General features: G+C 71.4%; 22 protein-coding genes. 18 read left to right on the top strand and 4 right to left on the bottom strand.

Annotated features, from left to right (window positions below):
- The first annotated feature begins 36 nt into the window (after window positions 1-36).
- From ACYQ1K_RS18510 to ACYQ1K_RS18470, 9 genes are all read left to right on the top strand, one after another.
- Window positions 37-1,893 (top strand): AMP-dependent synthetase/ligase, encoded by a 1,857-nt coding sequence (locus tag ACYQ1K_RS18510; RefSeq protein ID WP_459984729.1) that lies wholly within the window; start codon window positions 37-39, stop codon window positions 1,891-1,893.
- A gap of 92 nt (window positions 1,894-1,985) precedes the next feature.
- Window positions 1,986-2,684 carry a hypothetical protein gene (locus tag ACYQ1K_RS18505; RefSeq protein WP_459984728.1) on the top strand — a complete coding sequence of 233 codons (699 nt, stop codon included), beginning with the start codon at window positions 1,986-1,988 and terminating at the stop codon, window positions 2,682-2,684.
- Window positions 2,681-4,249, top strand: a complete 1,569-nt coding sequence (locus tag ACYQ1K_RS18500; protein WP_459984727.1) for a DNA polymerase Y family protein — start codon at window positions 2,681-2,683, stop codon at window positions 4,247-4,249. The genes ACYQ1K_RS18505 and ACYQ1K_RS18500 overlap by 4 nt, the downstream gene beginning before the upstream one ends.
- Before the next feature lie 119 nt (window positions 4,250-4,368).
- On the top strand, window positions 4,369-7,818 hold the full coding sequence (locus tag ACYQ1K_RS18495; RefSeq protein WP_459984726.1) for an error-prone DNA polymerase: 3,450 nt from the start codon (window positions 4,369-4,371) through the stop codon (window positions 7,816-7,818).
- A gap of 9 nt (window positions 7,819-7,827) precedes the next feature.
- A complete protein-coding gene (locus ACYQ1K_RS18490) occupies window positions 7,828-8,070 on the top strand; it encodes a type II toxin-antitoxin system Phd/YefM family antitoxin (RefSeq protein ID WP_459984725.1) in 243 nt (80 codons plus the stop codon).
- A complete protein-coding gene (locus ACYQ1K_RS18485) occupies window positions 8,067-8,459 on the top strand; it encodes a type II toxin-antitoxin system VapC family toxin (protein ID WP_459984724.1) in 393 nt (130 codons plus the stop codon). The genes ACYQ1K_RS18490 and ACYQ1K_RS18485 overlap by 4 nt, the downstream gene beginning before the upstream one ends.
- Window positions 8,456-10,195, top strand: coding sequence for a serine hydrolase domain-containing protein (locus tag ACYQ1K_RS18480; protein WP_459984723.1), 1,740 nt, complete (start codon window positions 8,456-8,458; stop codon window positions 10,193-10,195). The genes ACYQ1K_RS18485 and ACYQ1K_RS18480 overlap by 4 nt, the downstream gene beginning before the upstream one ends.
- A gap of 24 nt (window positions 10,196-10,219) precedes the next feature.
- A complete protein-coding gene (hemW, locus tag ACYQ1K_RS18475) occupies window positions 10,220-11,443 on the top strand; it encodes a radical SAM family heme chaperone HemW (RefSeq protein ID WP_459984722.1) in 1,224 nt (407 codons plus the stop codon).
- Between the two features lie 78 nt (window positions 11,444-11,521).
- Window positions 11,522-11,725, top strand: a complete 204-nt coding sequence (locus ACYQ1K_RS18470; protein WP_459984721.1) for a PspC domain-containing protein — start codon at window positions 11,522-11,524, stop codon at window positions 11,723-11,725.
- 8 nt (window positions 11,726-11,733) lie between these two features.
- Here the strand turns inward: ACYQ1K_RS18470 and ACYQ1K_RS18465 are convergent, their stop codons facing one another.
- Entirely contained in the window at window positions 11,734-12,585 is an 852-nt protein-coding gene (locus ACYQ1K_RS18465) for a DUF3097 domain-containing protein (protein ID WP_459984720.1), read from the bottom strand.
- A gap of 65 nt (window positions 12,586-12,650) precedes the next feature.
- Window positions 12,651-13,520 (bottom strand): MBL fold metallo-hydrolase, encoded by an 870-nt coding sequence (locus ACYQ1K_RS18460; RefSeq protein ID WP_459984719.1) that lies wholly within the window; start codon window positions 13,518-13,520, stop codon window positions 12,651-12,653.
- A gap of 99 nt (window positions 13,521-13,619) precedes the next feature.
- Here ACYQ1K_RS18460 and hrcA point away from each other — a divergent pair, with 99 nt between their 5' ends.
- The 4 genes from hrcA (at window position 13,620) to ACYQ1K_RS18440 (ending at window position 17,125) form a co-directional block, all read left to right on the top strand.
- Entirely contained in the window at window positions 13,620-14,639 is a 1,020-nt protein-coding gene (gene hrcA / locus ACYQ1K_RS18455; protein ID WP_459984718.1) for a heat-inducible transcriptional repressor HrcA, read from the top strand.
- 62 nt (window positions 14,640-14,701) lie between these two features.
- Window positions 14,702-15,859 (top strand): molecular chaperone DnaJ, encoded by a 1,158-nt coding sequence (gene dnaJ / locus ACYQ1K_RS18450; protein WP_459984717.1) that lies wholly within the window; start codon window positions 14,702-14,704, stop codon window positions 15,857-15,859.
- 13 nt (window positions 15,860-15,872) lie between these two features.
- Window positions 15,873-16,613, top strand: coding sequence for a 16S rRNA (uracil(1498)-N(3))-methyltransferase (locus tag ACYQ1K_RS18445; RefSeq protein WP_459984716.1), 741 nt, complete (start codon window positions 15,873-15,875; stop codon window positions 16,611-16,613).
- An 83-nt stretch (window positions 16,614-16,696) separates the two neighbouring features.
- Window positions 16,697-17,125: a YkvA family protein gene (locus ACYQ1K_RS18440; RefSeq protein ID WP_459984715.1), complete on the top strand. Its 429-nt coding sequence runs from the start codon at window positions 16,697-16,699 to the stop codon at window positions 17,123-17,125.
- On the opposite strand, the gene ACYQ1K_RS18435 is transcribed toward ACYQ1K_RS18440, so the two are convergent.
- On the bottom strand, window positions 17,094-18,140 hold the full coding sequence (locus tag ACYQ1K_RS18435) for a winged helix DNA-binding domain-containing protein (RefSeq protein ID WP_459984714.1): 1,047 nt from the start codon (window positions 18,138-18,140) through the stop codon (window positions 17,094-17,096). The genes ACYQ1K_RS18440 and ACYQ1K_RS18435 overlap by 32 nt on opposite strands.
- Window positions 18,137-18,685 carry a Gmad2 immunoglobulin-like domain-containing protein gene (locus ACYQ1K_RS18430; protein ID WP_459984713.1) on the bottom strand — a complete coding sequence of 183 codons (549 nt, stop codon included), beginning with the start codon at window positions 18,683-18,685 and terminating at the stop codon, window positions 18,137-18,139. The genes ACYQ1K_RS18435 and ACYQ1K_RS18430 overlap by 4 nt, the downstream gene beginning before the upstream one ends.
- A 25-nt stretch (window positions 18,686-18,710) precedes the next feature.
- On the opposite strand from ACYQ1K_RS18430, the gene ACYQ1K_RS18425 reads away from it, so the two are divergent.
- The 5 genes from ACYQ1K_RS18425 to ACYQ1K_RS18405 all read left to right on the top strand — a co-directional run bounded on the left by ACYQ1K_RS18425 (window position 18,711) and on the right by ACYQ1K_RS18405 (window position 22,349).
- A complete protein-coding gene (locus ACYQ1K_RS18425; protein WP_459984712.1) occupies window positions 18,711-19,082 on the top strand; it encodes a histidine triad nucleotide-binding protein in 372 nt (123 codons plus the stop codon).
- A gap of 187 nt (window positions 19,083-19,269) precedes the next feature.
- Window positions 19,270-20,196 (top strand): PhoH family protein, encoded by a 927-nt coding sequence (locus ACYQ1K_RS18420; protein WP_459984763.1) that lies wholly within the window; start codon window positions 19,270-19,272, stop codon window positions 20,194-20,196.
- Window positions 20,193-20,657 (top strand): rRNA maturation RNase YbeY, encoded by a 465-nt coding sequence (gene ybeY / locus ACYQ1K_RS18415; RefSeq protein WP_459984711.1) that lies wholly within the window; start codon window positions 20,193-20,195, stop codon window positions 20,655-20,657. Before ACYQ1K_RS18420 ends, ybeY begins: the two co-directional genes overlap by 4 nt.
- A gap of 56 nt (window positions 20,658-20,713) precedes the next feature.
- The gene (locus ACYQ1K_RS18410) at window positions 20,714-21,997 is read left to right on the top strand and encodes a hemolysin family protein (protein ID WP_459984710.1); all 1,284 of its coding nucleotides are present in this window, start codon (window positions 20,714-20,716) and stop codon (window positions 21,995-21,997) included.
- The gene (locus tag ACYQ1K_RS18405) at window positions 21,990-22,349 is read left to right on the top strand and encodes a cytidine deaminase (RefSeq protein ID WP_459984709.1); all 360 of its coding nucleotides are present in this window, start codon (window positions 21,990-21,992) and stop codon (window positions 22,347-22,349) included. The genes ACYQ1K_RS18410 and ACYQ1K_RS18405 overlap by 8 nt, the downstream gene beginning before the upstream one ends.
- Window positions 22,350-22,367 lie beyond the last annotated feature (18 nt).

Here is a 22,367-nt window from a genome sequence, read left to right as displayed (position 1 = left end):
GCCTGCGACCCAGCAACCCGAAGGGGACCTCTGCGCATGACCGTGCCCACGACCGACACCAGCTTCCTGGACCACATGCCGCCGAACGTCGCGGTGCAGTTCCTCGAGCGTGTCGCCGCCACCCCCGACGAGGAGGCGTTCCTCTTCCCGCACACCGAGGACGGCGAGGACCACTGGCACTCCGTCACCTGGCGGGAGGTAGGCGAGCGCGTGCTGAAGCTCGCGGCCGGCCTGCTCAGCCTCGGCATCGAGCCGGAGCAGCGGGTGGGCATCGCGTCCAACACCCGCTACGAGTGGATCCTGGCCGACCTCGCCATCATGTGCGCAGGAGGCGCGACGACGACGGTCTACCCGTCGACGAACGCGGAGGACACCGCCTACATCGTCGGCGACTCCGAGTGCCGCATCGTGTTCGCGGAGGACGCCACGCAGCTGGCCAAGCTGCTCGAGGCCGACCTGCCCGAGCTGGTCAAGATCGTCCTCTTCGACGGCAGCCCCGTCTCGCACCACACGGGTGACGACCGGGTCATCACCCTCGAGCACCTCGAGGAGATCGGCGAGGTCTTCGCCGCCGAGCACAAGGACCTGGTCGAGCAGGTCGCGAAGGGCATCGCGCCCGACCAGCTGGCGACGCTGGTCTACACCTCCGGGACCACCGGGCGGCCGAAGGGCGTTCGCCTGCTGCACCGCTCGTGGGTCTACGAGGGCTCGGCGATCAAGGCGCAGGACATCCTCCACTCCGACGACCTGCAGTTCCTCTGGCTGCCGATGAGCCACGTCTTCGGCAAGGTGCTGCTCTCGACGCAGCTCGCGATCGGCTTCCCGACCGCCGTCGACGGCCGCGTCGACAAGATCGTGGACAACCTCGCCGTCGTACGCCCCACCTTCATGGGCGCCGCGCCCCGCATCTTCGAGAAGGCCCATGCGCGGATCGTCACGATGGTCGAGTCGGAGGGAGGGCTGCGCAAGCGGCTCTTCGACCGTGCGTTCACCGTGGGCAAGCGGTTCGACGCTCTCGTCGCGGCCGAGAAGCCCATCCCGATCCTGCTGCAGGTGCAGCACACGTTCCTCGACATCCTGGTCTTCCGGAAGATCCGGACGCGGTTCGGCGGCCGGGTGCGGTTCTTCATCTCCGGCTCCGCGGCGCTCAACCCGGACATCGCGGCCTGGTTCCATGCGGCCGGCATCCTCATCCTCGAGGGCTACGGCATGACGGAGAACGCCGCGGGCGCGACGGTCAACCACCCGGAGCTCAACAAGATCGGCACCGTCGGTCCGGCACTGCCGGGCAGCGAGGTGATGATCGGCGAGAACGGGGAGGTCCTCATCCGCGGTCCGCACGTGATGGCGGGCTACCACAACAACCCCGACGCGACCGCCCAGGTGCTGACCGAGGACGGTTGGCTGCACACCGGCGACAAGGGCTCGATCGACGACGACGGCTACCTGACCATCACCGGCCGGATCAAGGACGTCTTCAAGACCTCGGGCGGCAAGTACGTCTCGCCCGCCCAGATCGAGGCCAAGTTCAAGGCGATCTGCCCCTATGCCAGCCAGTTCGTGGTCTTCGGCGCCGAGCGGAGCTTCGCCGTGGCGCTCGTCGCCCTCGACCCCGAGGCGATCACCGCCTGGGCGGCCGAGAACGGTTTGGCCGGGAGGTCGTACGTCGACATCGTCACCTCCGACGCCGCGCGGGCGATGGTCAAGGGCTACGTCGACGAGCTCAACAGCCGGCTGAATCGGTGGGAGAGCATCAAGAAGTGGGAGATCCTCGAACGTGACCTCACCGTGGAGTCGGGGGAGCTGACACCGTCGATGAAGGTGAAGCGTACGGTGGTCGAGAGCAACGAGAAGGAGCGCCTGGAGGCGTTCTACGCCGACGGCTCTCGCTGATCGAGCAGGCCTCCTCGCTGATCGAGCCGGCCTCTCGCTGATCGGGCCTGTCGAGATCTTGCATCGTTCGAACAAATGTTCGACGATGGGGTGTGGCATCACCGACCCTGCTGAGATCCGCTGACGGACCTGACAAGCTCGCCCAGATCGCGAGCCTGCGGGAGCGGATCAGCCGGCTGCAGGGCCGTCCGGGGGAGGCCGGGAGGCCGCTCGACACGCATCCCGCGCTCGCGGGGATCGTGCAGCTGCGGGCGGGCGGCACCTACCAGGTCGCCCCTGAGTACGGCGGAGCAGGCCTCGCCCTCGCCATGCTGGCCGGCCCCTCCGCCGTCGGTGGGTGGGGTGCCGTGGTCGGGATGTCCGACTTCGGGGCCGAGGCCGCGGCGGGACTGGGCGTCCGGCTCGACAGGACGGTCCTCGTCCCCGACCCCGGTGAGCTGTGGCTCGAGACGGTCGCCGCCTTCGTCGACGTGGTCACCATCGTCGTGGTGCGGCCGCCGGGACGGGTGAGCGAGGCCCATGCCGGCAAGCTGGCGGCGCGGCTGCGCACGCGGGAGGCGGCGCTCGTCTCGCTCGGCCCGTGGCCGCGTGCCGACGTCCGCCTCGCCGTCGAGACGCCCCGCTGGTCGGGTGCCGGACGGGGGGAGGGGCACCTGCGCGCCCGGCAGGTGACCCTCGCCGTCCAGCGCGGCACGGCCCCGCCCCGGCGCAGGGACCTGTGGTTCCCCGACGCGGGCCTCACCCTCCGCACGGCCGGGGAGCAGGCCACTGAGATCCGAGACGTCGGATGAGCGCGCGGACAGGTGCGCGTGTCCTGGCCGTCTGGTGCCCCGACTGGCCGGTGGTGGCGGCGCTGCGCGTCCGCGACCTCCCGAACCACCTGCCGTCCGCGGTCTTCGCCGCCAACCGGGCCGAGGCGGTCAACGAGGCGGCGAGGGAGTTCGGGGTTCGGCGCGGGATGCGTCGCCGCGACGCGCAGTCCCGTTGCCCGGAGCTGGTCATCCTCGACGCCGACCCCGACCGCGACGCACGGGCCTTCGAGGACGTGCTCGCGGCGTTGGAGGAGCTGCGACCCGGCGTGGCCCCCTTGCGACCGGGCCTGGTGGCGTTGCGCTCGCCCGGGCGGTTCTACGGAGGCGAGACCGAGGCCGGCGCCGTGCTCGCCGAGTGCGTGGTGGGCCTGGGCATCCGCGACGTGCGAGTCGGAGTCGCCGACGAGCTCTTCACCGCCGAGCAGGCGGCCCGCAGCGCGCCCGTGCAGGAGAGCGTCGTCGTGCCGGAGGGCGAGTCGGCCGCGTTCCTCACGCCCCTGCCGGCCGAGGCGCTCGACGAGCCGGAGACGGTCAGCCTCCTGCGGCGGCTCGGCCTCACCACGCTCGGCGACCTGGCCGGTCTGCCCGCGGCGAGCGTGAGCTCGCGGCTCGGTCAGCGCGCCGCCTGGGTGCACCGGGTGCTCCACGGCGGCGGCGCGCGGCCGCTCGACACCCGGACGCCTCCGCCGGAGCTCGCCGTCCACGTCGACTTCGAGCCGCCGCTGGCCGACGCGGAGGCGGTCTGCTTCAGCACACGGCGCACCGCTGAGAGGTTCGTCGCCCAGCTGGGGGAGCGGCAGCTGGTCTGCACCGACGTGCTCATCCAGGTCTCGGCGGACGCCCTCGAAGGGCCGAGCGTCGCCTCCGAGCGGCGCTGGCTGCACCCGCGCTGGTTCACCTCCATCGACCTCGTCGACCGGCTGCACTGGCAGCTCGTCGGGTCGCTGAAGGCCGGTCGCATCGGGTCGCCGGTGACACGGGTCCGGCTGGTGCCCGAGCAGGTGGTGGCCGAGTCGGTGCACGCCGACGGGCTGTGGGGCGGCACCGACAACCGTGTCGAGCGCGGCATCGCCCGGGTGCAGGGGATGCTCGGTCCGGAGGCGGTCGTCGCACCCGTCCTCCAAGGTGGCCGGTCGCCGGGTGAGCGTCAGGCGATGGTCCCGTGGGGGACGCGCGCGACGGCGCTGCGTCCACGCGAGCTGCCCTGGCCGGGCAGCATCCCCCCGCCGTATCCCTCACGGGTCCTGCCCGAGCCCTCTCCCGCCGCCGTGGTCGACCCGGCCGGGCGTCCGGTCGTGGTCGGCCGCCGTGGTGCGGTGAGCGCACCCCCGGCACGCTTCCGTCCCGACGTCTCCGATGGTGACGAGGGCTGGCTGCCGGTCGCAGCCTGGGCGGGCCCGTGGCCGGTGGAGGAGCTGTGGTGGGAGCCCGGCGGCGGTCGCCGGGTGGCTCGCTTCCAGCTCGTCGCCACCGACGGTCGCGCCTGGCTGGTCACCTTCGACGACGCACTCGGCGGGTGGGTGACGGAGGCGGCGTATGACTAGATCTGCTGCGGCTGCCTGCCTGTCGAGGTATGCAGCCGAACAGTCACTTCCCACGCGGAACTCCACACGGGAAGTGCGCACTCGGCTGCATACCTCGACGAACAGACGCGGAGTCTGAAATGGGCTGGAACAACCCCGCCATCCCGTGGAAGGAGCTGGAGCGGCGGCTGTCGGGCAAGCCCGGCAGCGATGACGCTCCGGTCTCGCGCAAGAAGCGGCTCAAGGCGACCTCCGTCACCCCGCCGGAGCGACCCGGGACGCCGTACGCCGAGCTGCACTGCCACTCCAGCTTCAGCTTCCTCGACGGGGCGAGCGGGCCGGCCGAGCTGGTCGTCGAGGCGATCCGGCTGGGTCTGCACGGGCTGGCGATCACCGACCACGACGGGTTCTACGGCGCGCCGCTGTTCGCAGAGGCGGCACGGGTCTCGACGAGCTCGACGAGCGGGAGGGCGACGCTGCGGACGATCTACGGTGCGGAGCTCTCCCTCGGCCTGACCGGGGCGCAGCTCGGCGTCGCCGACCCGGAGGGCAGCCACCTCCTCGTGCTGGCCCGCGGTGTGGCCGGCTATCACCGGCTGGCCTCGGCGATCACCGATGCTCAACTGCGTGGCGACGAGAAGGGCCGGCCGGTCTACGACCTCGACGAGCTGGCCGAGCAGGCGGGCGGTCCGAGGGACAGCGACTGGCTGGTCCTCACCGGCTGTCGCAAGGGCGCCGTCCGTCAGGGTCTCGAGGCGGGTCCGAGGGCCGCGGCGGAGGCGATGGTGGGCCTGGTGGAGAGATTCGGGCGCGACAACGTCGCGGTCGAGCTGACCGACCACGGGCTGCCGCTCGACTCGACCCACAACGACCTCCTCGCCAGGATCGCCGCCGATGTCGGCCTGCCGACGGTGGCGACCAACAACGTCCACTATGCGACGCCCGAGCGGCACCGACTGGCCGACGCGATGGCGGCGGTCCGGGCCCGTCGCTCGCTGGCGGAGATGGCCGGCTGGCTGCCCGCAGGCGCGGCCCACCTGTGCACCGGCGACGAGATGGCGGCGCGGTTCGCCCGCTTTCCGGGCGCCGTCGCACGGAGCGTGACGCTCGCCGACGAGTGCGCCTTCGACCTGCGCGCGGCCAAGCCGGAGCTGCCCAGCCGTCGCATCCCGGAGGGGCACGACGCGGCGAGCTGGCTGCGGCATCTGGTCGAGGAGGGCTTCGAGCAGCGGTACTCCGCGGCGTACGCCCACGACCCCGACCTCGTCGCCCGGGCCCGGGCACGGGTCGACCACGAGCTGGAGGTGGTGATCCGCAAGAACTTCCCCGGCTACTTCGTCATCGTCCACGACATCGTGGAGTTCGCCCGTGGCGAGGGGATCCTCTGTCAGGGCCGAGGGAGCGCCGCGGCGAGCGCGATCTGCTATGCGCTGGGGATCACCGCGATCGACCCGGTCTTCTACCGCCTGCCGTTCGAGCGGTTCATCTCCGAGCACCGCGAGGAGGAGCCCGACATCGACGTCGACTTCGACTCCGACCGCCGCGAGGAGGTGATCCAGTGGGTCTATGACACCTACGGCCGGCACAACGCCGCGCAGGTCGCCAACGTCATCGGCTACCGGCCCAAGATGGCGGTCCGCGACGCCGCCAAGGCACTCGGTCACTCGCCCGGTCAGCAGGATGCCTGGTCCAAGCACGTCTCGAGCTGGACGACGGTGGAGGCGCCCGACGATGCCGGGATCCCGGAGCCGGTGATGGCGCTCGCGAGGGAGTTCCACGGGGCGCCGCGCCACCTCGGCATCCACTCCGGCGGGATGATCCTCACCGAGCGCCCGATCGGCGAGGTCTGTCCCATCGAGCGTGCGCGGATGGAGAAGCGGACCGTCCTGCAGTGGGACAAGGACGCCTGCGAGTTCATGGGACTGGTGAAGTTCGACCTGCTCGGGCTGGGCATGCTGGCAGCCCTGGACCACCTGATGAGGATCGTCGACGAGCACCTCGGCGAGCACTGGGAGCTGGCCACGATCCCGAAGGAGGAGCCGGCCGTCTACGACATGCTCTGCCGCGCCGACTCGATCGGCGTCTTCCAGGTGGAGAGCCGTGCCCAGATCGGCACGCTGCCGCGGCTGCAGCCCCGCTGCTTCTACGACCTGGCCATCGAGATCGCGCTCATCCGGCCCGGCCCGATCCAGGGCGGCGCAGTGCACCCCTATGTCCGCCGCGCGACCGGACGCGACCCCGTCGAGTATGCGCACCCTCTCCTCATCCCCGTGCTCGAGCGGACCAAGGGGGTCCCGCTCTTCCAGGAGCAGCTGATGGAGATGGGACGCGTGCTCGGCGACTTCTCGGTCGACGACGCCGACCTGCTGCGCCGGGCGATGGGCTCCAAGCGCGGCGTCGAGAGGATCGAGTCGCTCAAGGAGCAGCTGCTCACGGGCATGCATGACAAGGGGATGCCGGAGGACGTCGCCCATGCGACGTACGTCCAGATCCTGTCCTTCGCCAGCTTCGGCTTCGCCGAGTCGCATGCGCTGTCCTTCGCCAAGCTGGTCTATGCGAGCTCGTGGTTCAAGCTGCACTACCCGGGCGCGTTCCTCGCCGGGCTGCTGCGGGCGCAGCCGATGGGCTTCTACTCGCCCCAGTCGCTGACCCAGGACGCCCGCCGCCATGGCGTGGAGGTACGCCGCCCCGACCTCCTCCGCTCCGGGGCGGTGGCCGACCTGGAGCCTCTCGAGGGTTCCGTTGGTCGAGTAGCCCGAGCCTCTGGGCGAGGGCGTATCGAGACCCGTGACGACTGCCTCCGGGATCACATCGAGCCCGCACGATGGGTGCCGGGCACGCCGGACCCGACCCCGGCGCACCGCCGGGACGGAGCGTTCGCGGTGCGGCTGGGTCTGGACTCCGTGCGTGGGATCGGCAAGGAGACGGCGGAGCGGATCGTCGCCGCCCGTGCGGAGCGTCCTTTCGCGGACCTCGCCGACCTGTCCCGGCGTGCGGGACTGACCACTGACCAGCTGGAGTCGCTGGCGACAGCGGGCGCCGCACCGGACATGGGTCGTCGGGAGGCGCTCTGGGCGGCCGGGTGGACCGAGTCCGCCGACCAGCTGCCGGGCACCGCCCCGGTGGTGGAGGCGCCGCCGCTGCCCGAGCTGGACGAGGTCGAGCTGACCCTTGCCGACCTGTGGGCGACGGGGATGACGCCGGACGGGCACCCGTTCGCCCACCTGCGCGCCCAGCTGGCCGGCAGTGGGGTGCTCTCGATCAAGGACCTCGCCGGCGTCGACAGCGGTCGCCGGGTCACCGTCGCGGGGCTGGTGACCCATCGTCAGCGCCCCGGCACCGCCGGCGGGGTCACGTTCCTCAACCTGGAGGACGAGACCGGGATGCTCAACGTCATCTGCACCCAGGGGCTCTGGCGTCGGCACCGCAAGATCGCGGTCTCCTCGTCGTCGATGCTGGTGCGCGGCATCCTCGAGCGCAGCGACGGCGTCACCAATCTCGCCGCCGACCGTCTCGCCCCGCTCGGCGAGGTCGCCCCGAGCGCCGAGCAGGCGCTGCAGGCGCGGCACCGCTCGCGCGACTTCAGGTAAACTAAGTCCATGACTAAGTCCGCCGCTCTGACGGTCGGTGTCCACGAAGCGAAGACCCGGTTGTCCGAACTCCTGCGCCTGGTCGACGCCGGCGAGGAGATCGAGATCGCACGGGGCGGCCAACCGGTGGCTCGCCTGGTTCCGATCAACAGGCGCCCCACCCCGCGGCTGGGCCTCGACGCCGGCGTCTTCGTCGTGCCCGAGGACTTCGACCAGCCCCTGGACGACGTCATCGAGAGCTTCTACGGGTGAGTGCCTATCTCATCGACACGCGTGTGTGGCTCTGGATGCAGACCGACCTGAGCCGCGTGCGCGCATCCGTGTTGGAGCTCCTCGCCTCGGCGGACAATGACAGGCTGGTGTCGGCGGCGACCGTCTGGGAGATCGCGATCAAGTACGACGTCGGAAAGCTGGCCCTCCCGCAACCACCTGACGTCTACCTTCGCGATCGGCTGCGCGACTCGGCGACAACCGTTGCGCCGATCGACCTGGATGATGCGGTGCGAGCGGCCGGGCTGCCTCTCCATCACAAGGATCCGTTCGACCGGATGATCGTCGCGCAGGCACAGCTGCTCGGGCTCCCACTGGTGACCGTCGATCCGGTGATGAAGAAGTACGACATCGACATCATCGACGCATGACCGCATCCGACGCGCTCGACTTCGGCACCGTCGACGACCTGTTCGCCGCGGAGCACGCCCGCGACCAGTCGCCGGGACTGGTCTACGCCGTGGTGCGCGACGGTGAGATCGTCCACGCCGCCGGGCTCGGCACCACCAGGCTGGGCGCGCAGACGCCGCCGACCATCGACAGCGTCCAGCGCATCGCGTCGATGACGAAGTCGTTCACCGCGAGCGCCGTGCTGCTGCTCCGTGACCGCGGCCTTCTCCGGCTCGACGATCTCGTCTCGGCGTACGTCCCGGAGCTCGGACCCGACCTCGCCTCCCAGCTGACGATCCGCCACCTCCTCACCATGAGCGGCGGGCTGGTCACCGACGACCCGTGGGGCGACCGCAACGAGCCGCAGACACCCGACGAGCTCGGCGCGTTCCTCGCCGGCGGCTTCACGGTCGGCGCAACGCCGGGCACGCGGTTCGAGTACAGCAACCTCGGCTACGCCCTCCTCGGACGTGTCATCGACGCGGTGCTCGAGCGGCCCGGTGGGTTCCGCGCGTTCGTGCTCGAGGAGCTGGTCGGCCCGCTGGGCATGTCGGCGACGAGGTACGACGTCCGTGAGGTCGGCCCCGCCTTGGTGGTCGGCCACCACCGCCGAGGCGGGGAGTGGGTCGTCGAGCCGCCGGTGCTGCCCGGCACGTTCTCGGCGATGGGCGGCCTGCAGAGCTCGCTGCGCGACCTCGCCCGCTGGGTCGGCGGTCTCACCGATGCCTTCTGGCGGCCCGACCGCCCGCATCCGCTGGACGCCGCGAGCCGCCGCGAGATGCAGCAGCTGCACCGCCTCGTCGACGTCTCCGGCACGCTCGCCGTCGACGTGCCGGCCGGAGGAGCCGGGCTGACCGCGAGCGCGACGGGCTACGGCTTCGGGCTCTTCGTCGAGCAGCACAGCGACCACGGGACCGTCGTCCAGCACTCCGGCGGCTATCCCGGCTACGGCTCCCACATGCGCTGGCATCCGGAGACCGGTCTCGGCGTGATCGCGTTGGCCAACGGCACCTATGCGGCTCCCGTCGAGGCCTGCCGCGACGCGCTCCGGGCGCTCGTCGCGCGTGAGCGGACGTCGGCCGCCCCGCCGACCGCGACGCCCGCGCTCCTTGATGCGGTCACCGCCAAGCTCGCGTGCGAGCAGGAACCGTTCACCGACGACCTGTTCACCGCCAACGTCGCGCTCGACGTGCCCGAGGCCGAGCGGCTCGAGCAGCTCTCCGCGGCGCGCGAGCTCATCGGCCGGCCGACGGGTCGACGGACCGAGGCGTACGCCGACGGCCTCGGTCGGGCGGCGTGGTCGGTCCCGGCCGAGCGTGGGCGCTACGACCTCGAGATCAAGGTCGCCCCGACGCTCCGCCCGGCGGTGCAGGCGCTCAAGATCGTCGCTGTCCCCGACCCCTCCGAGATGCTGATGTCCGTAGCGACGCGCGCGGTCGCGGGTGAGCTCCCTGGTGATCTCGCCGGTGATCTCCTCGGGCTCGGTGACGCGGCGAGGGGGTCGTTCGACCGCGCGCTCGCGATGGCTCGGGCGTGCGGATCGCCGCAGGTCGTGGGGGTGCTCGCGGGCGCGGCAGAGTCGACCACGTTCGCCGTATGCGCCGGCACCACCTGGTGGCGGCTCGAGATCACCGGTGCCGACCCGGTGACGGCGATCGCGCTGACGGCGATCCCGACCAGTGAGCAGGGCCGTCTCTCCTGGCGATTCAGCCGCTGACCGCGCGCGCCGGATACTGGAGGCATGCCCTCCGCGTTGCCCGACGGTGACCCCGTCCCGACCGACGGCAGCCTGCCGGAGTCGGCGCTCGAGGGTCTCGGCACTCGACCGCTCGGCTTCTACGTGCACGTGCCGTTCTGCACGGTGCGGTGCGGCTACTGCGACTTCAACACCTACACCTCGCTCGAGCTCGGGCCGGTCGGTGGGCACCCGGGCGCCAGCCGGGGGACCTACGCGGACGCGGCCATCGCCGAGATCCGGCAGGCGCGCCGCGTCCTCGGGACGGCCGACGTGCCCGTCGAGACGGTCTTCTTCGGCGGGGGCACGCCGACGCTGCTCGACGCCCAGGACCTGACCCGTGTCGTCGGAACGATCCGCGACGAGCTCGGTCTGGTCGACGCCGCCGAGGTGACCACCGAGGCCAACCCGGACAGCGTCACCCCGGAGTCGCTCCAGGTGCTGCGCGAGGGTGGGATCAACCGCCTCTCGTTCGGCATGCAAAGCGCCGTCCCTCATGTGCTGGCGACCCTCGACCGCACCCATGACCCGCGGCGGGTCCCCGACGTGGTGCGGTGGGCGCGGGAGGCCGGCTTCGACCAGGTGAGCCTCGACCTCATCTACGGCACGCCGGGGGAGTCGCTGGCCGACTGGGAGACCAGCGTCGAGGCGGCGCTCGCCTGCGAGCCGGATCACCTCTCGGCCTACTCCCTCATCGTGGAGGACGGTACCGCGCTCGCACGCCGCGTCAAGCGAGGCGAGGTGGCGATGCCGGACGAGGACGACCTCGCCGACAAGTACCTCCTCGTCGACGAGCGGCTGCGCAAGGCCGGGCTGGAGTGGTACGAGGTCTCCAACTGGGCCCGTCACGACACGAGCCGGTGCCGCCACAACCTCCTCTACTGGACCGGCGCCGACTGGTGGGGGATCGGGCCGGGCGCCCACAGCCACGTCGGTGGCGTGCGGTGGTGGAACGTCAAGCACCCGGTCGCGTACGCCGACCGCATCGCCGCCGGCGTCAGCCCGGCCCACGCGCGGGAGGTGCTCAGCGCTGAGGATCGGCACGTCGAGCGCGTGCTCCTCGAGCTGCGCCTCGACACGGGCCTGCCGCTCGAGGAGCTGGACGACGCCGGCCGGGCGGCCGTGCCGGATCTGGTCGAGCGGGGGCTGGTCGTCTCCGGAGACCGGCTCGTGCTCACGCAGCAGGGGCGCCTGCTCGCCGACGGCGTGGTGCGGGACCTGCTGCCGTGAACAGTCAGGGGCGCCCCAGGGTCAGCGCAGGGCTGACCCGGATGGAGCGATCGCGACCGGGGGCCTACCGTCGGTGACATGAGCGCCACAACCCTCTACCGCCCCCGCCAAGGCCGCATGATCGGCGGCGTCTGCGCCGGCATCGCCCGCCGCTTCGGCTGGGACCCGACCGTGGTCAGGATCATCGCCGTGCTGTCGATCCTGCTGCCCGGGCCGCAGGTCCTCGCCTACATCGTCCTGTGGATCCTCATGCCGAGCGAGGACCGCCGCGTCGGCTACTGACCCGTCCCCTACTGAGGGTCGATGGTCACGAAGTCGATGAGCTCCTCCACCCTGCCGAGGAGGGCGGGCTCGAGGTCGTCGTAGGACTTCACCTTCGACAGGATGTGCTGCCAGGCGCGGGCGATGTCGGCCTGGTCCCGGTGCGGCCAGCCCAGGTGCTGGCAGACGCCCTTCTTCCACTCGATGTTGCGCGGGATGGTCGGCCAGGCCCGCAGCCCGAGCCGGTCCGGCTTGACCGCCTGCCAGATGTCGATGAAGGGGTGGCCCACGATCCGCACGTGCGCTCCGATGGGCGAGCGGACGATGCCGTCGGCGATCCGGGACTCCTTGGATCCCTTGACGAGGTGGTCCACGAGGACCCCGACGCGCCGCTGCGGCCCCGGCTTGAAGTGCACCAGGTGGTCCGCGAGGTCGTCGACACCGCCGAGGAACTCGACGACGACGCCTTCGATCCGAAGGTCGTCGCCCCAGACCTTCTCGACCAGTTCGGCGTCATGGCGACCCTCGACGAAGATGCGGCTGGCTCGGGCGACACGGGCCGGTGCGTTGGCGACGGCGATCGACCCGGAGGCCGTGCGCTTGGGGCCGGTCGGCGCGGGCACGCGGACCGGTGCGACGAGGATGACCGGCTTGCCGTCGAGCAGGAAGCCCGGACCGAGGGGGAACGAGCGCCGGCGGCTGCGCCGGTCCTCCAGGGTGAGCGTGCCGAGGTCGCGGTCGACCGCGACGATCTCGCCGCACCACTCGGTTGTTACCTCCTCGACAACCGCCCCGATCTCGGCGGGCGCCTCGACGGCGCGGCCGCGCTTCGGTGCGCGCCAGTCGGTGGCGAGGACGTCGGCTCCGTAGCGATCAGGCATGGGCCCATTGTCCCAGCTGTCACTGGGGTCCCAGGGACAACACGCGGGGCTCCGGGCGGGAGCTCTCAGGCGAGTGGCAGAGGCAGACCGCGTGCCGAGCGCGGCAGCTGCTGGTAGCCGCGTTCGACGGCGCCGGCGAACCGCCAGCCGTCGGTCGGCCATGGCCACTCGGTCGCCTCGGCGGCCTGCGCCGCCGGGACACCGCGACCGGCGAGCTCGCGGATGTTGGCCGTGACCCACGCCAGGTCGTTGCGCTGCTGCTCGACCCAGGCGCGGTCGACCGGGAGACCGTGCCCTGGCACCACGACCGAGGACGCCGTCAGCATGCCCAGCACCACGTCGATCGTGGTCGGCCACTCGAGCGGGAAAGAGTCGTCGCCGTAGACGGGCGGTCCCGACTCCTCGAGGAGGTCGCCGGCGAGCACCACGTCCGCGTCCGGCACGCGCACCACGAGGTCGCCGGCGGTGTGGCCTCGGCCGGGGTGCGCGAGCTCCACCAGTCGGTCGCCCAGGTCGAGGGCGGCCACGCTGGCGAAGGTCCGGTCCGCCGCCACGATGTCGGTCTCGGCGATCTCGGCGGCGCGCGGGTCGTCCGCATCGGCGCCGTACCGCTCCTTGGCCCGCTCGCCCGAGGAGACGGTGCGGGCAGCCGCCGTGTCGGTCGCGTGGATCGGGGGGTCGCCGTACGCACGCCGCAGCTCGGCGTTGCCGAAGGTGTGGTCGAAGTGCTCGTGCGTGTTCACGATCCGAGTGACGCCACCGACCCCGAGCCGGCGTACGTCGTCGATGACCTGCCGCGCCGCTCGGGTCGACGCATGCGTGTCGACCATCAGGAGCCCCGTCGACCCGCCGACCAGGGTGATGTTGACGTCCCACCACTCATAGCGCGCGAGCCAGATCCGGTCGGCGATCTCGCGGAAGCCCGTGTCCCTCACCGCAGCAGGGTAGAGGACCGCCTAGTAGCATTGGCACTCCAGTCGGGTGAGTGCCAGGGCGCGAGGGCGTCCGGGCCGGTCGCGCAAAGGAGGTGCCGCATGCAGAACGACCGCAGGCTCGCGGTGCTCCGTGCGATCGTCGAGGACTATGTCTCCACTGAGGAGCCGGTGGGGTCGAAGGCGCTCGTCGAGCGGCATGGCCTCGGAGTGTCGCCGGCGACCGTCCGCAACGACATGGCCGTCCTCGAGGAGGAGGGCTACATCGCCCAGCCGCACACCAGCGCGGGCCGGGTGCCGACCGACAAGGGCTACCGGCTCTTCGTCGACCGCCTCACCACGGTGAAGCCGATGAGCCAGGCAGAGAAGCGTGCCATCTCGAGCTTCCTCGACGGGGCCGTCGACCTCGACGACGTCGTCCAGCGCTCCGTGCGGCTGCTCTCCCAGCTGACCCGGCAGGTGGCGGTCGTGCAGTATCCGATCCTCGCCCGCTCGACGGTGCGCCACGTCGAGCTCGTGGCGCTCGCGCCGACCCGGCTGCTCGTCGTCCTCATCCTCTCGACAGGGCGGGTCGAGCAGCGCCTCGTGGAGCTGCCCGCGGCGGTGGACGAGGAGTCCCTGGTCGACCTGCGCACCCATGTGAACCGAGCCGCCACCGGCGAGGTGATCGCGGAGGCCGCCTCCGCCCTCCGGGCGCTTCCCGACCAGCTCGGGCCGCACGGCAGCATCGCGTCCGCGGTGGTGGAGACGCTCGTGGAGGCCATGTCGGACCACCGCTCCGATGAGCGGATCGCGGTGGCCGGAGCCTCGAACCTGGCACGGTACGGCGACAGCTTCGACACCTCCGTCCGCCCCCTGCTGGAGGCGCTGGAGGAGCACGTGGTGCTGCTCAAGCTGATCGGCGAGGCCACGTCCGGTGGGCTGGTGACGGTCCGGATCGGTGCGGAGGGTCCGTACGAGGAGCTGTCCTCGACCAGTGTCGTCACGACGGGCTACGGGCCAGGTGACGAGGCGTTGGCGTCGCTCGGCGTCGTCGGGCCGACCCGGATGGACTATCCCGGCACGATGGCGGCCGTGCGAGCGGTGGCGCGATACGTCTCGCGCATCCTCGACGAAGGCTGAGATCGATGCCTGAGACCACAGCCTGAGATCAAAGCCTGAGATCAAGGAAGAAGAACACAGCGTTGGACCCCTACGAGCTGCTCGGCGTCGACCGCGACGCCGACGACGCCACGATCAAGAAGGCCTACCGCAAGCTGGCGCGGGAGTACCACCCCGACGTCAACCCCGACCCGGTCGCCCAGGAGAGGTTCAAGGAGGTCTCGCACGCCTACGAGATCCTCTCCGACCCGCAGAAGCGGGCGGCGTACGACCGCGGCGGCGACCCGTTCGGCGGCGGCTTCGGTGCCGGCGCCGGGTTCTCCTTCACCGACATCATGGACGCCTTCTTCGGCGGTCAGGGTGGTGCGGCCGCGGGTCGCGGGCCGCGCGCCCGCGTGCGACGCGGTCAGGACGCCCTGATCCGGCTCGAGGTCGACCTCGCCGAGGCGGCGTTCGGCGTGACCCGGGAGCTGAAGGTCGACACCGCCGTCACCTGCGAGACGTGCCACGGCGACGGCGCGGCGCCCGGCTCGAAGCCGGTCACCTGCGAGACCTGTGGCGGCGCCGGCGAGGTCGCTCACGTGCAGCGCTCGTTCCTGGGGGAGATCCGCACCCTGCGCCCCTGCGCCGCCTGCCGCGGCTTCGGCACGATCATCCCCGAGCCCTGCCGCGAGTGCAGTGGCGACGGTCGGGTCCGCACCCGGCGCACCCTCACCGTCAAGATCCCGGCCGGCGTCGACAACGGCACACGCGTCCAGCTGGCCGGCCAGGGCGAGGTCGGTCCGGGCGGCGGGCCGGCGGGGGACCTGTACGTGGAGATCCAGGTCGCGCGGCACCCGGTCTTCACCCGTCAGGGCAACGATCTGCACTGCCACGTCACGGTGCCCATGACCGCAGCCGCTCTCGGCACGGTGCTCACGCTGCCGACGCTCGAGGCGGATCTGGCCTCGGAGGACTCCTCTCCGGATCTCGTGACCTCGTTCGACCTCGACATCAAGCCCGGGACGCAGTCGGGGACGGACCAGATCATCCGGGCGTACGGCGTCCCCGGTCTGCGCGGTGGCCGCGGCGACCTGATCGTCACCGTGATCGTCGAGACGCCCACCGCGCTCGACCCGGCCCAGGAGGAGCTCCTCCAGCAGCTCGCGGCGCTTCGCGGCGAGACTCAGCCGTCCGGTCAGCTCCGCGCGTCGTCGCGTGGGGTCTTCGGCCGTCTGCGAGACGCCTTCAACGGGCACTGAGGGCTCGACCCTCATGTCGCTTCCCGTCCACCTCGTCCCGTCGCTGTCGGGCGTCGTTCCCGGGTCGTCGGTCACGGTGGACGGTGACGAGGCGCACCATGCGGTCGCCGTACGCCGCCTCCGGGTCGGCGAGTCCGTCGTCCTGACCGACGGCGCCGGCGTCGCGGTGGTGGGGGAGGTGGCCACCACCGGCAAGCGGGTCTTCGCCGTGACGGTGACGGCCGTGTCCGAGGCTCCTGTCCCGCAGCCGGCGTTCACGGTCGTCCAGGCCCTGCCGAAGGGCGACCGGGGAGAGCTCGCCGTCGAGGTCCTGACCGAGATCGGAGCCTCGACGATCGTGCCGTGGGCGGCCTCCCGCTCGGTCGCGGTCTGGAAGGGCGAGCGCGCGGACAAGTCGCTTGCGCGATGGCGGGTGACCGCCCGCGAGGCGGCGAAGCAGTCGCGCCGGTCATGGTTCCCCGCGGTCTCGCCGCTGGCCTCGACCAGCGACGTGGTCGGCCGAGTCGCGGCCGCGCCGCTCGCCGTCGTGCTGCACGAGGAGGCGAGCACCCCGCTGGCCGCGGTCAGCCTGCCCGCTGAAGGCGAGGTCGTTGTCGTGGTGGGCCCCGAGGGCGGCCTCTCGCCCGAGGAGGTCGATGCCTTCGAGTCGGCCGGGGCGGTCACGGTCCGCCTCGGGGCCGAGGTCCTGCGAACCTCCACGGCCGGCCTCGCTGCCGTCTCCGCGCTCCTTGCTCGCACGTCGCGCTGGGGTTGAGGCGGCCGCGACGTCATGCGGACAGAGCAAGCGCTTGCTCTCTCCGCATGACGTCCCGCGGCTGCGTCAGGAATCATGGGGGGGTGACCACCGTCTGGCAGGCAGCCGTGGCGATCGCCGCGAGCCTCGTGCTCGTCTGGCTCCTTCTCATCATCGCGCTCTACGTCGGGTCGCGACGCAGCGCGGTCAAGCTCAGCGCGACCGACGTCCTCCGCCTGCTCCCTGACGTTCTTCGACTGGTGAAGCGCCTGGCCGTCGACCGGAGCCTCCCTCGCCGGGTGCGCTGGTCCCTGTGGGGGCTCCTGGGCTACGTGGTCTTGCCGATCGACCTCGTGCCCGACTTCCTGCCGGTCGTCGGCCAGCTCGACGATGTGATCGTGGTCGTCATCGTCCTGCGCGGCGTCATCCGGGCGGCCGGCTCGGCGACGATCGAGCGGCACTGGCCGGGCACGCCCGAAGGCCTCCACGTCGTGCTCAGCGTCAGCGGGCAAGCAGCTGCTCGACGCGGCTGACCTCCTCCTCGAGGCCTGCCTGCTCGCCGGACGTCAGCGTGCGCAGCAGCTCTCGCACGACGACGCGGCCGTCCTCGACACGCCAGATCCCCTCGAGCCAGCCGTCGACGAGGATGACGTTCCCGACGCCGCCGTTGCTGCCCATCCACGCGCGACGCTTCTCCGGCTCGGTCACGCGGTCGCGGGCGGCGTGGGAGAGCCAGAGGTTGTCGTAGGTCCCGAGCAGGCGCACCGGCGCTGGCTCGTCCTCCTCCGCGATCGGTGCATCCGCGACATCGAGGAGGATCCGTCTGGTCTCGTCCTCGTGGCGGACGAGGTCCTCCATCCCGGCGAGCACCGGGCCGAGGCGCGTCACGCCCGACCAGGCGGTGACGTCCGCGGCGGTCGCAGGACCGAACGCCGAGAGGTAGCGACGTACGAGGGCCGGGACGTCCGGCTGGGCCATGGGCACGCCGGTCCAGCGGTCGACGTACTCGTAGACGACCCCGCCAGACGACTTCCAGCACCCTCGCGGTGGCAGCTGGGCCAGGGGAGCCGCCAGGCGGGCCAGGCCGCCGAGGGCCGTCGGATCGGCGCCGGGGAACGACAGCGCGAGAGCGGCCCCGAGGTCCCGCTGGGTCAACGGGCCATCCGCCAGCGCGAGGCGGAGCGCCTCGTCGAAGCGCCCACGGTCGAGATCGCGCACCGAGCGCACGTTCTGCGACGCCCGCAGCTCCTGCTCCATGCGAGGCTGCACCCAGGGCCGCAGCACCGCCGCGTCCTCAGGCGTGAGCAGGTGGATGGTGCCCCGCATGGTGAGCAGGCGCACGAGCCGACCCTCCGCGAGCGCGTCGCTCGCCTCCGCCGGGTCGAAGTCGTCGAGCCGTGCGGCGAGGGAGAGGTACGGCGGCAGCGACTCCTGCGCCTGCAGGCCGATGAGGCGCTCGACGAGTGTCACCGACGAGTCGGCGCTGCGCTGCAGCAGTTGCTGGCGGTGCAGCAGGGTCCGGTTCAGTCGGTGCCGCGTGAGCCTCACTGCACGGTGATGGCGCGATCGACCTTCTGAGGAGGCTTGCCCTCACCGCCGGACGGGTCGTCGACGCTGACCTCGAACGTGTACGCGCCGGGAGCGAGCTTCGAGACGTCCACGGTCCCGGCGTACGGGTAGAGCTTGTCCATCCACCCCTCGGCGGTGAAGTAGCCGTCCACCACCTTCTTGCCGCTCAGGTCCAGGATCTGCCACGGCACGTTCGCCTCGGGGGAGTTGGCCGTGCCCTTCGCGTCGAACGAGCCCGAGACCGTTGCGTGGTCGGCGGGTGCCTCGAGCGTGATGAGGGTGTCGGCCGAGGCGGCTGCGGAGGAAGGCGTCTCGCTCGGCGTCGCCGTGGCCGTCTGCGTGGGCTCCGCAGGCGCGCTCGTGGTCGGCGGGATGCTGGTGGTGGGCGCGGCCGCTGGGTCCTGGGCCTCGGAGGGGTTGTCGTTGCCGCAGGAGGCAAGGGCGAGTGTCGCCACGGCGGCGACGGCGAGGACGGACGTACGGCGGAGCAGGGTGCCGTTGACGAGCACGGGGCTGTTTCGCATGGGACCAGTGTGACACCATCTCCCCGTGAACAGCGTGACCAGTGGGCTCAGCGTGGCCACCGACGCGGACTGCCTGTTTTGCAAGATCATCGCCGGCGACATCCCCGGCGACATCGTCCACGCGGACGACCGTCTCGTCGCCTTCCGTGACATCGCCCCGAAGGCACCCGTGCACGTGCTGGTCGCTCCGCGCGACCACCGCCCCAACGCAGCGGCCTCCGCCGAGGCGGACCCCTCGATCATCGGAGAGCTCGTGACGGCGGCGGCCGCGATCGCTCGCGACGAGGGCTACGACGCCTACAACCTGCTCTTCAACACGGGCGCAGGGGCGGGCCAGACGATCTTCCACACGCACCTGCACCTGCTGGCGGGCGGGATCACCGCGCTGCCGGTCTGAGGTGCCGGTCCGAGAGGGCACTGGTGCACAGGCGGAACAAAGGACGTGGGCCCGGACGTTGTCTGCGCGTAGCATGGAGGCCCCGAGAGGGAGTGCCCCCGCCGTCGACCAGAAAGCTCACGTGACCGAGACCCACCAGCAGCAGCTGACCACCAAGCACACCGTCGTGGTGCCTAACAGCGTCGACATGGTGAGTGTCCTCGGCCCTGCCGATGAGCACCTGGGAGTGATCGAGTCCCATTTCGACACCGACGTGCACGTGCGCGGCAACCGGATCACCTTGCACGGCGAGCCCGGGGAGATCGCCCTCATCGAGCGCCTGCTCGAGGAGATGGTGACCCTCATCCGCACCGGTCAGGGCCTCTCGCCCGAGGCGGTCGAGCGGATCATCGGCATGCTGCGCGCCGAGACCGAGGAGCGCCCCGCCGACGTCCTCTCGCTCAACATCCTGAGCAACCGCGGCCGTTCGATCCGGCCCAAGACGCTCAACCAGAAGCGCTACGTCGACGCGATCGACAAGCACACCATCACGTTCGGCATCGGCCCGGCCGGCACCGGCAAGACCTACCTGGCGGTGGCGAAGGGGGTGCAGGCGCTGCAGTCCAAGCAGGTCAACCGCATCATCCTGTCCCGTCCCGCGGTCGAGGCCGGGGAGCGGCTGGGCTTCCTGCCCGGCACGCTCACGGAGAAGATCGACCCCTACCTGCGGCCGCTCTACGACGCGCTGCACGACATGATGGACCCCGAGATCATCCCGAAGCTGATGGCGTCCGGGACGATCGAGGTGGCGCCGCTGGCGTTCCTGCGGGGCCGTTCGCTCAACGACTCCTTCATCATCCTCGACGAGGCGCAGAACACGACGCCCGAGCAGATGAAGATGTTCCTCACGCGACTGGGCTTCGGCTCCAAGATCGTCGTGACAGGCGACATCACCCAGACCGACCTGCCCAACGGGCAGCGGTCGGGACTTCGCGTGGTCGAGGGCATCCTCGACGACGTCGACGACATCAGCTTCAACCGACTGACCAGCCACGACGTCGTCCGCCACCGCCTCGTGGGGAAGATCGTCGCGGCCTACGACGAGCACGACGCCCAGGAGGAGCGCCACCCGTGAGCATCGAGGTCCTCAACGAGTCCGGCACCGACCTGGACGTCGACCATCTGGCCCGGCTCGCCAGGTTCGTCATGGACCGGATGCGCGTCCACCCGCTCGCCGAGCTCTGCGTCAAGCTCGTCGACGAGGCGACGATCGCCCAGCTCAACGAGCAGTGGATGGGCAAGGAGGGACCGACGGACGTGCTGGCCTTCCCGATGGACGAGCTGCGCCCCGGCCTGCTCGACGAGGAGCCCGAGGAGGGCGTCCTCGGAGACCTCATGATCGCCCCCGTGATCGCCGAGCGGCAGGGGGAGACGGCCGGTCACGGCACCGTGGCCGAGATCGAGCTCCTGACCACCCACGGGATCCTGCACCTGTTGGGCTACGACCATGCCGAGCCGGACGAGCACCGCGAGATGTTCGGCCTGCAGGCCGAGATCCTGGCCGAGTGGGGCTCCCAGGCCAAGGCGCCTCAGTAGGCGACCTCAGCGACCGATCTCCTCCACCGACGTCACCAGCCGACCCAGCCCTCATCATGTCCGACTTCTGGCTGCTCCTCGCAGCGGCCCTGCTCGTCGTCCTCGCCGGCCTGTTCTCAGCCGCCGACGCCGCCCTCGGCACGTTCTCGCCGGCCCGCGCCGAGGAGCTCGTCGAGGAGCGGAAGGCCGGCGCCCAGCGCCTGGTGACGCTGCTGGCTGACCCGCCTCGCTACCTCAACACCGTCCTGCTCCTGCGCCTGCTGTGCGAGGTCGCGGCGACCGTGCTCGTCGCTCTCGAGCTCTCCGACCTCTATGGCGGCGCCTGGTGGCCCACGGTCCTCACCGCCCTGGCGGTCATGCTCGTGGTCTCCTTCATCGCGATCGGCGTCGCGCCGCGCACGCTGGGGCGTCAGCACAACGAGCGGGTCGCACTGCTCGCCGCCGGACCGGTCACCGCGATCACGAGCGTGCTGGGGCCGCTGCCGAAGCTGCTCATCCTGGTCGGCAACGCCCTGACGCCGGGCAAGGGCTTCCGCGAAGGACCCTTCAACACCGAGACCGAGCTGCGCGAGCTGGTCGACCTCGCCGAGGCCTCGTCCTTGATCGAGGGCGACGAGCGGCGGATGATCCACTCCGTCTTCGAGCTGGGCGACACCACCGCCCGCGCGGTGATGGTCCCGCGCGGCGACGTCATCTACATCGAGCGCCACAAGAACCTGCGCCAGACCATGTCGCTCTTCCTGCGCAGCGGCTTCTCCCGAGTGCCCGTGGTCGACGACAGCCTCGACGCCGTCGTGGGCATCGCCTACCTCAAGGACATCGTCCGGCGTGACTTCGAGGCGCCCGACGTCGAGTTCACCCAGCGCGTCGAGGAGGTGATGCGCCCGCCGTTCTGGGTCCCCGAGTCCAAGCCGGTCGACGAGCTGCTCAAGGAGATGCAGGCCCGCCACCAGCACCTGGCGATCGTCGTGGACGAGTACGGCGGCACCGCCGGCCTCATCACCATCGAGGACATCCTCGAGGAGATCGTGGGCGAGATCACCGACGAGTACGACGCCCGCGACGACTCCCCGCAGCTGCTCGACAACGGCCGCGTGCGCGTGCCGGCCCGGTTCCAGGTCGCCGACCTCGACGAGCTCGTCGGTGTCGACGTCGAGGAGGAGGACATCGACTCCGTGCGCGGGCTCATGGCCAAGCATCTCGGCCTCGTCCCGATCCCGGGGTCGGTCGTCGAGGCGCACGGACTACGGTTCACCGCCGAGGAGACTGCCGGCCGCCGGAACCGGATCGGCACCGTGCTGATCGAACGACTCGACAAGGAGCCTGACACCCATGACTGAGGCCACTCCCGCGACGGCCGAGCTGAGCGCCGAGGACAAGAAGCTCGTCACTCTCGCCCGCGCGACACGCGCCCGGACGGGAGCCGCCGAGGGCGCTGCCGTGCGCGACCAGGACGGCCGGACATACGCCGCAGCGACGGTCGCGCTCCCGTCGCTCTCGGTCTCGGCGGTCGGCGTCTGTGTCGCGATGGCGGTCGCGTCCGGATCCACCGGACTGGAGGCGGTCGTCGTGCTCGGCCAGGGCGCCGTCAGTGAGGACGACCTGGCGATCGTCCGCGACTTCGCCGGGTCCGGAGTGACCGTCCACGCCGGCGACGCTCGAGGCGCGATCGCCGCGACGACGCAGAGCTGAGGTAGACCTGACGACACC

It is taken from the genome of Nocardioides sp. AN3 (assembly GCF_054653495.1).
Note: the sequence above shows the minus strand (reverse complement) of the source record. Positions and strands in the feature narration are given on the sequence as shown.

Bases quoted from the DNA above. Each gene is read 5' to 3' on its own strand.
- ACYQ1K_RS18430 (WP_459984713.1), bottom strand. From the start codon at position 18,685: ATGCGAAACAGCCCCGTGCTCGTCAACGGCACCCTGCTCCGCCGTACG.
- ACYQ1K_RS18465 (WP_459984720.1), bottom strand. From the start codon at position 12,585: ATGCCTGATCGCTACGGAGCCGACGTCCTCGCCACCGACTGGCGCGCA.
- hrcA (WP_459984718.1), top strand. From the start codon at position 13,620: ATGCAGAACGACCGCAGGCTCGCGGTGCTCCGTGCGATCGTCGAGGAC.
- ACYQ1K_RS18500 (WP_459984727.1), top strand. From the start codon at position 2,681: ATGAGCGCGCGGACAGGTGCGCGTGTCCTGGCCGTCTGGTGCCCCGAC.
- ACYQ1K_RS18480 (WP_459984723.1), top strand. From the start codon at position 8,456: ATGACCGCATCCGACGCGCTCGACTTCGGCACCGTCGACGACCTGTTC.
- ACYQ1K_RS18420 (WP_459984763.1), top strand. From the start codon at position 19,270: ATGGTGAGTGTCCTCGGCCCTGCCGATGAGCACCTGGGAGTGATCGAG.
- ACYQ1K_RS18410 (WP_459984710.1), top strand. From the start codon at position 20,714: ATGTCCGACTTCTGGCTGCTCCTCGCAGCGGCCCTGCTCGTCGTCCTC.
- hemW (WP_459984722.1), top strand. From the start codon at position 10,220: ATGCCCTCCGCGTTGCCCGACGGTGACCCCGTCCCGACCGACGGCAGC.
- ACYQ1K_RS18510 (WP_459984729.1), top strand. From the start codon at position 37: ATGACCGTGCCCACGACCGACACCAGCTTCCTGGACCACATGCCGCCG.
- ACYQ1K_RS18445 (WP_459984716.1), top strand. From the start codon at position 15,873: ATGTCGCTTCCCGTCCACCTCGTCCCGTCGCTGTCGGGCGTCGTTCCC.
- ACYQ1K_RS18470 (WP_459984721.1), top strand. From the start codon at position 11,522: ATGAGCGCCACAACCCTCTACCGCCCCCGCCAAGGCCGCATGATCGGC.
- ACYQ1K_RS18490 (WP_459984725.1), top strand. From the start codon at position 7,828: ATGACTAAGTCCGCCGCTCTGACGGTCGGTGTCCACGAAGCGAAGACC.
- ACYQ1K_RS18405 (WP_459984709.1), top strand. From the start codon at position 21,990: ATGACTGAGGCCACTCCCGCGACGGCCGAGCTGAGCGCCGAGGACAAG.
- ACYQ1K_RS18495 (WP_459984726.1), top strand. From the start codon at position 4,369: ATGGGCTGGAACAACCCCGCCATCCCGTGGAAGGAGCTGGAGCGGCGG.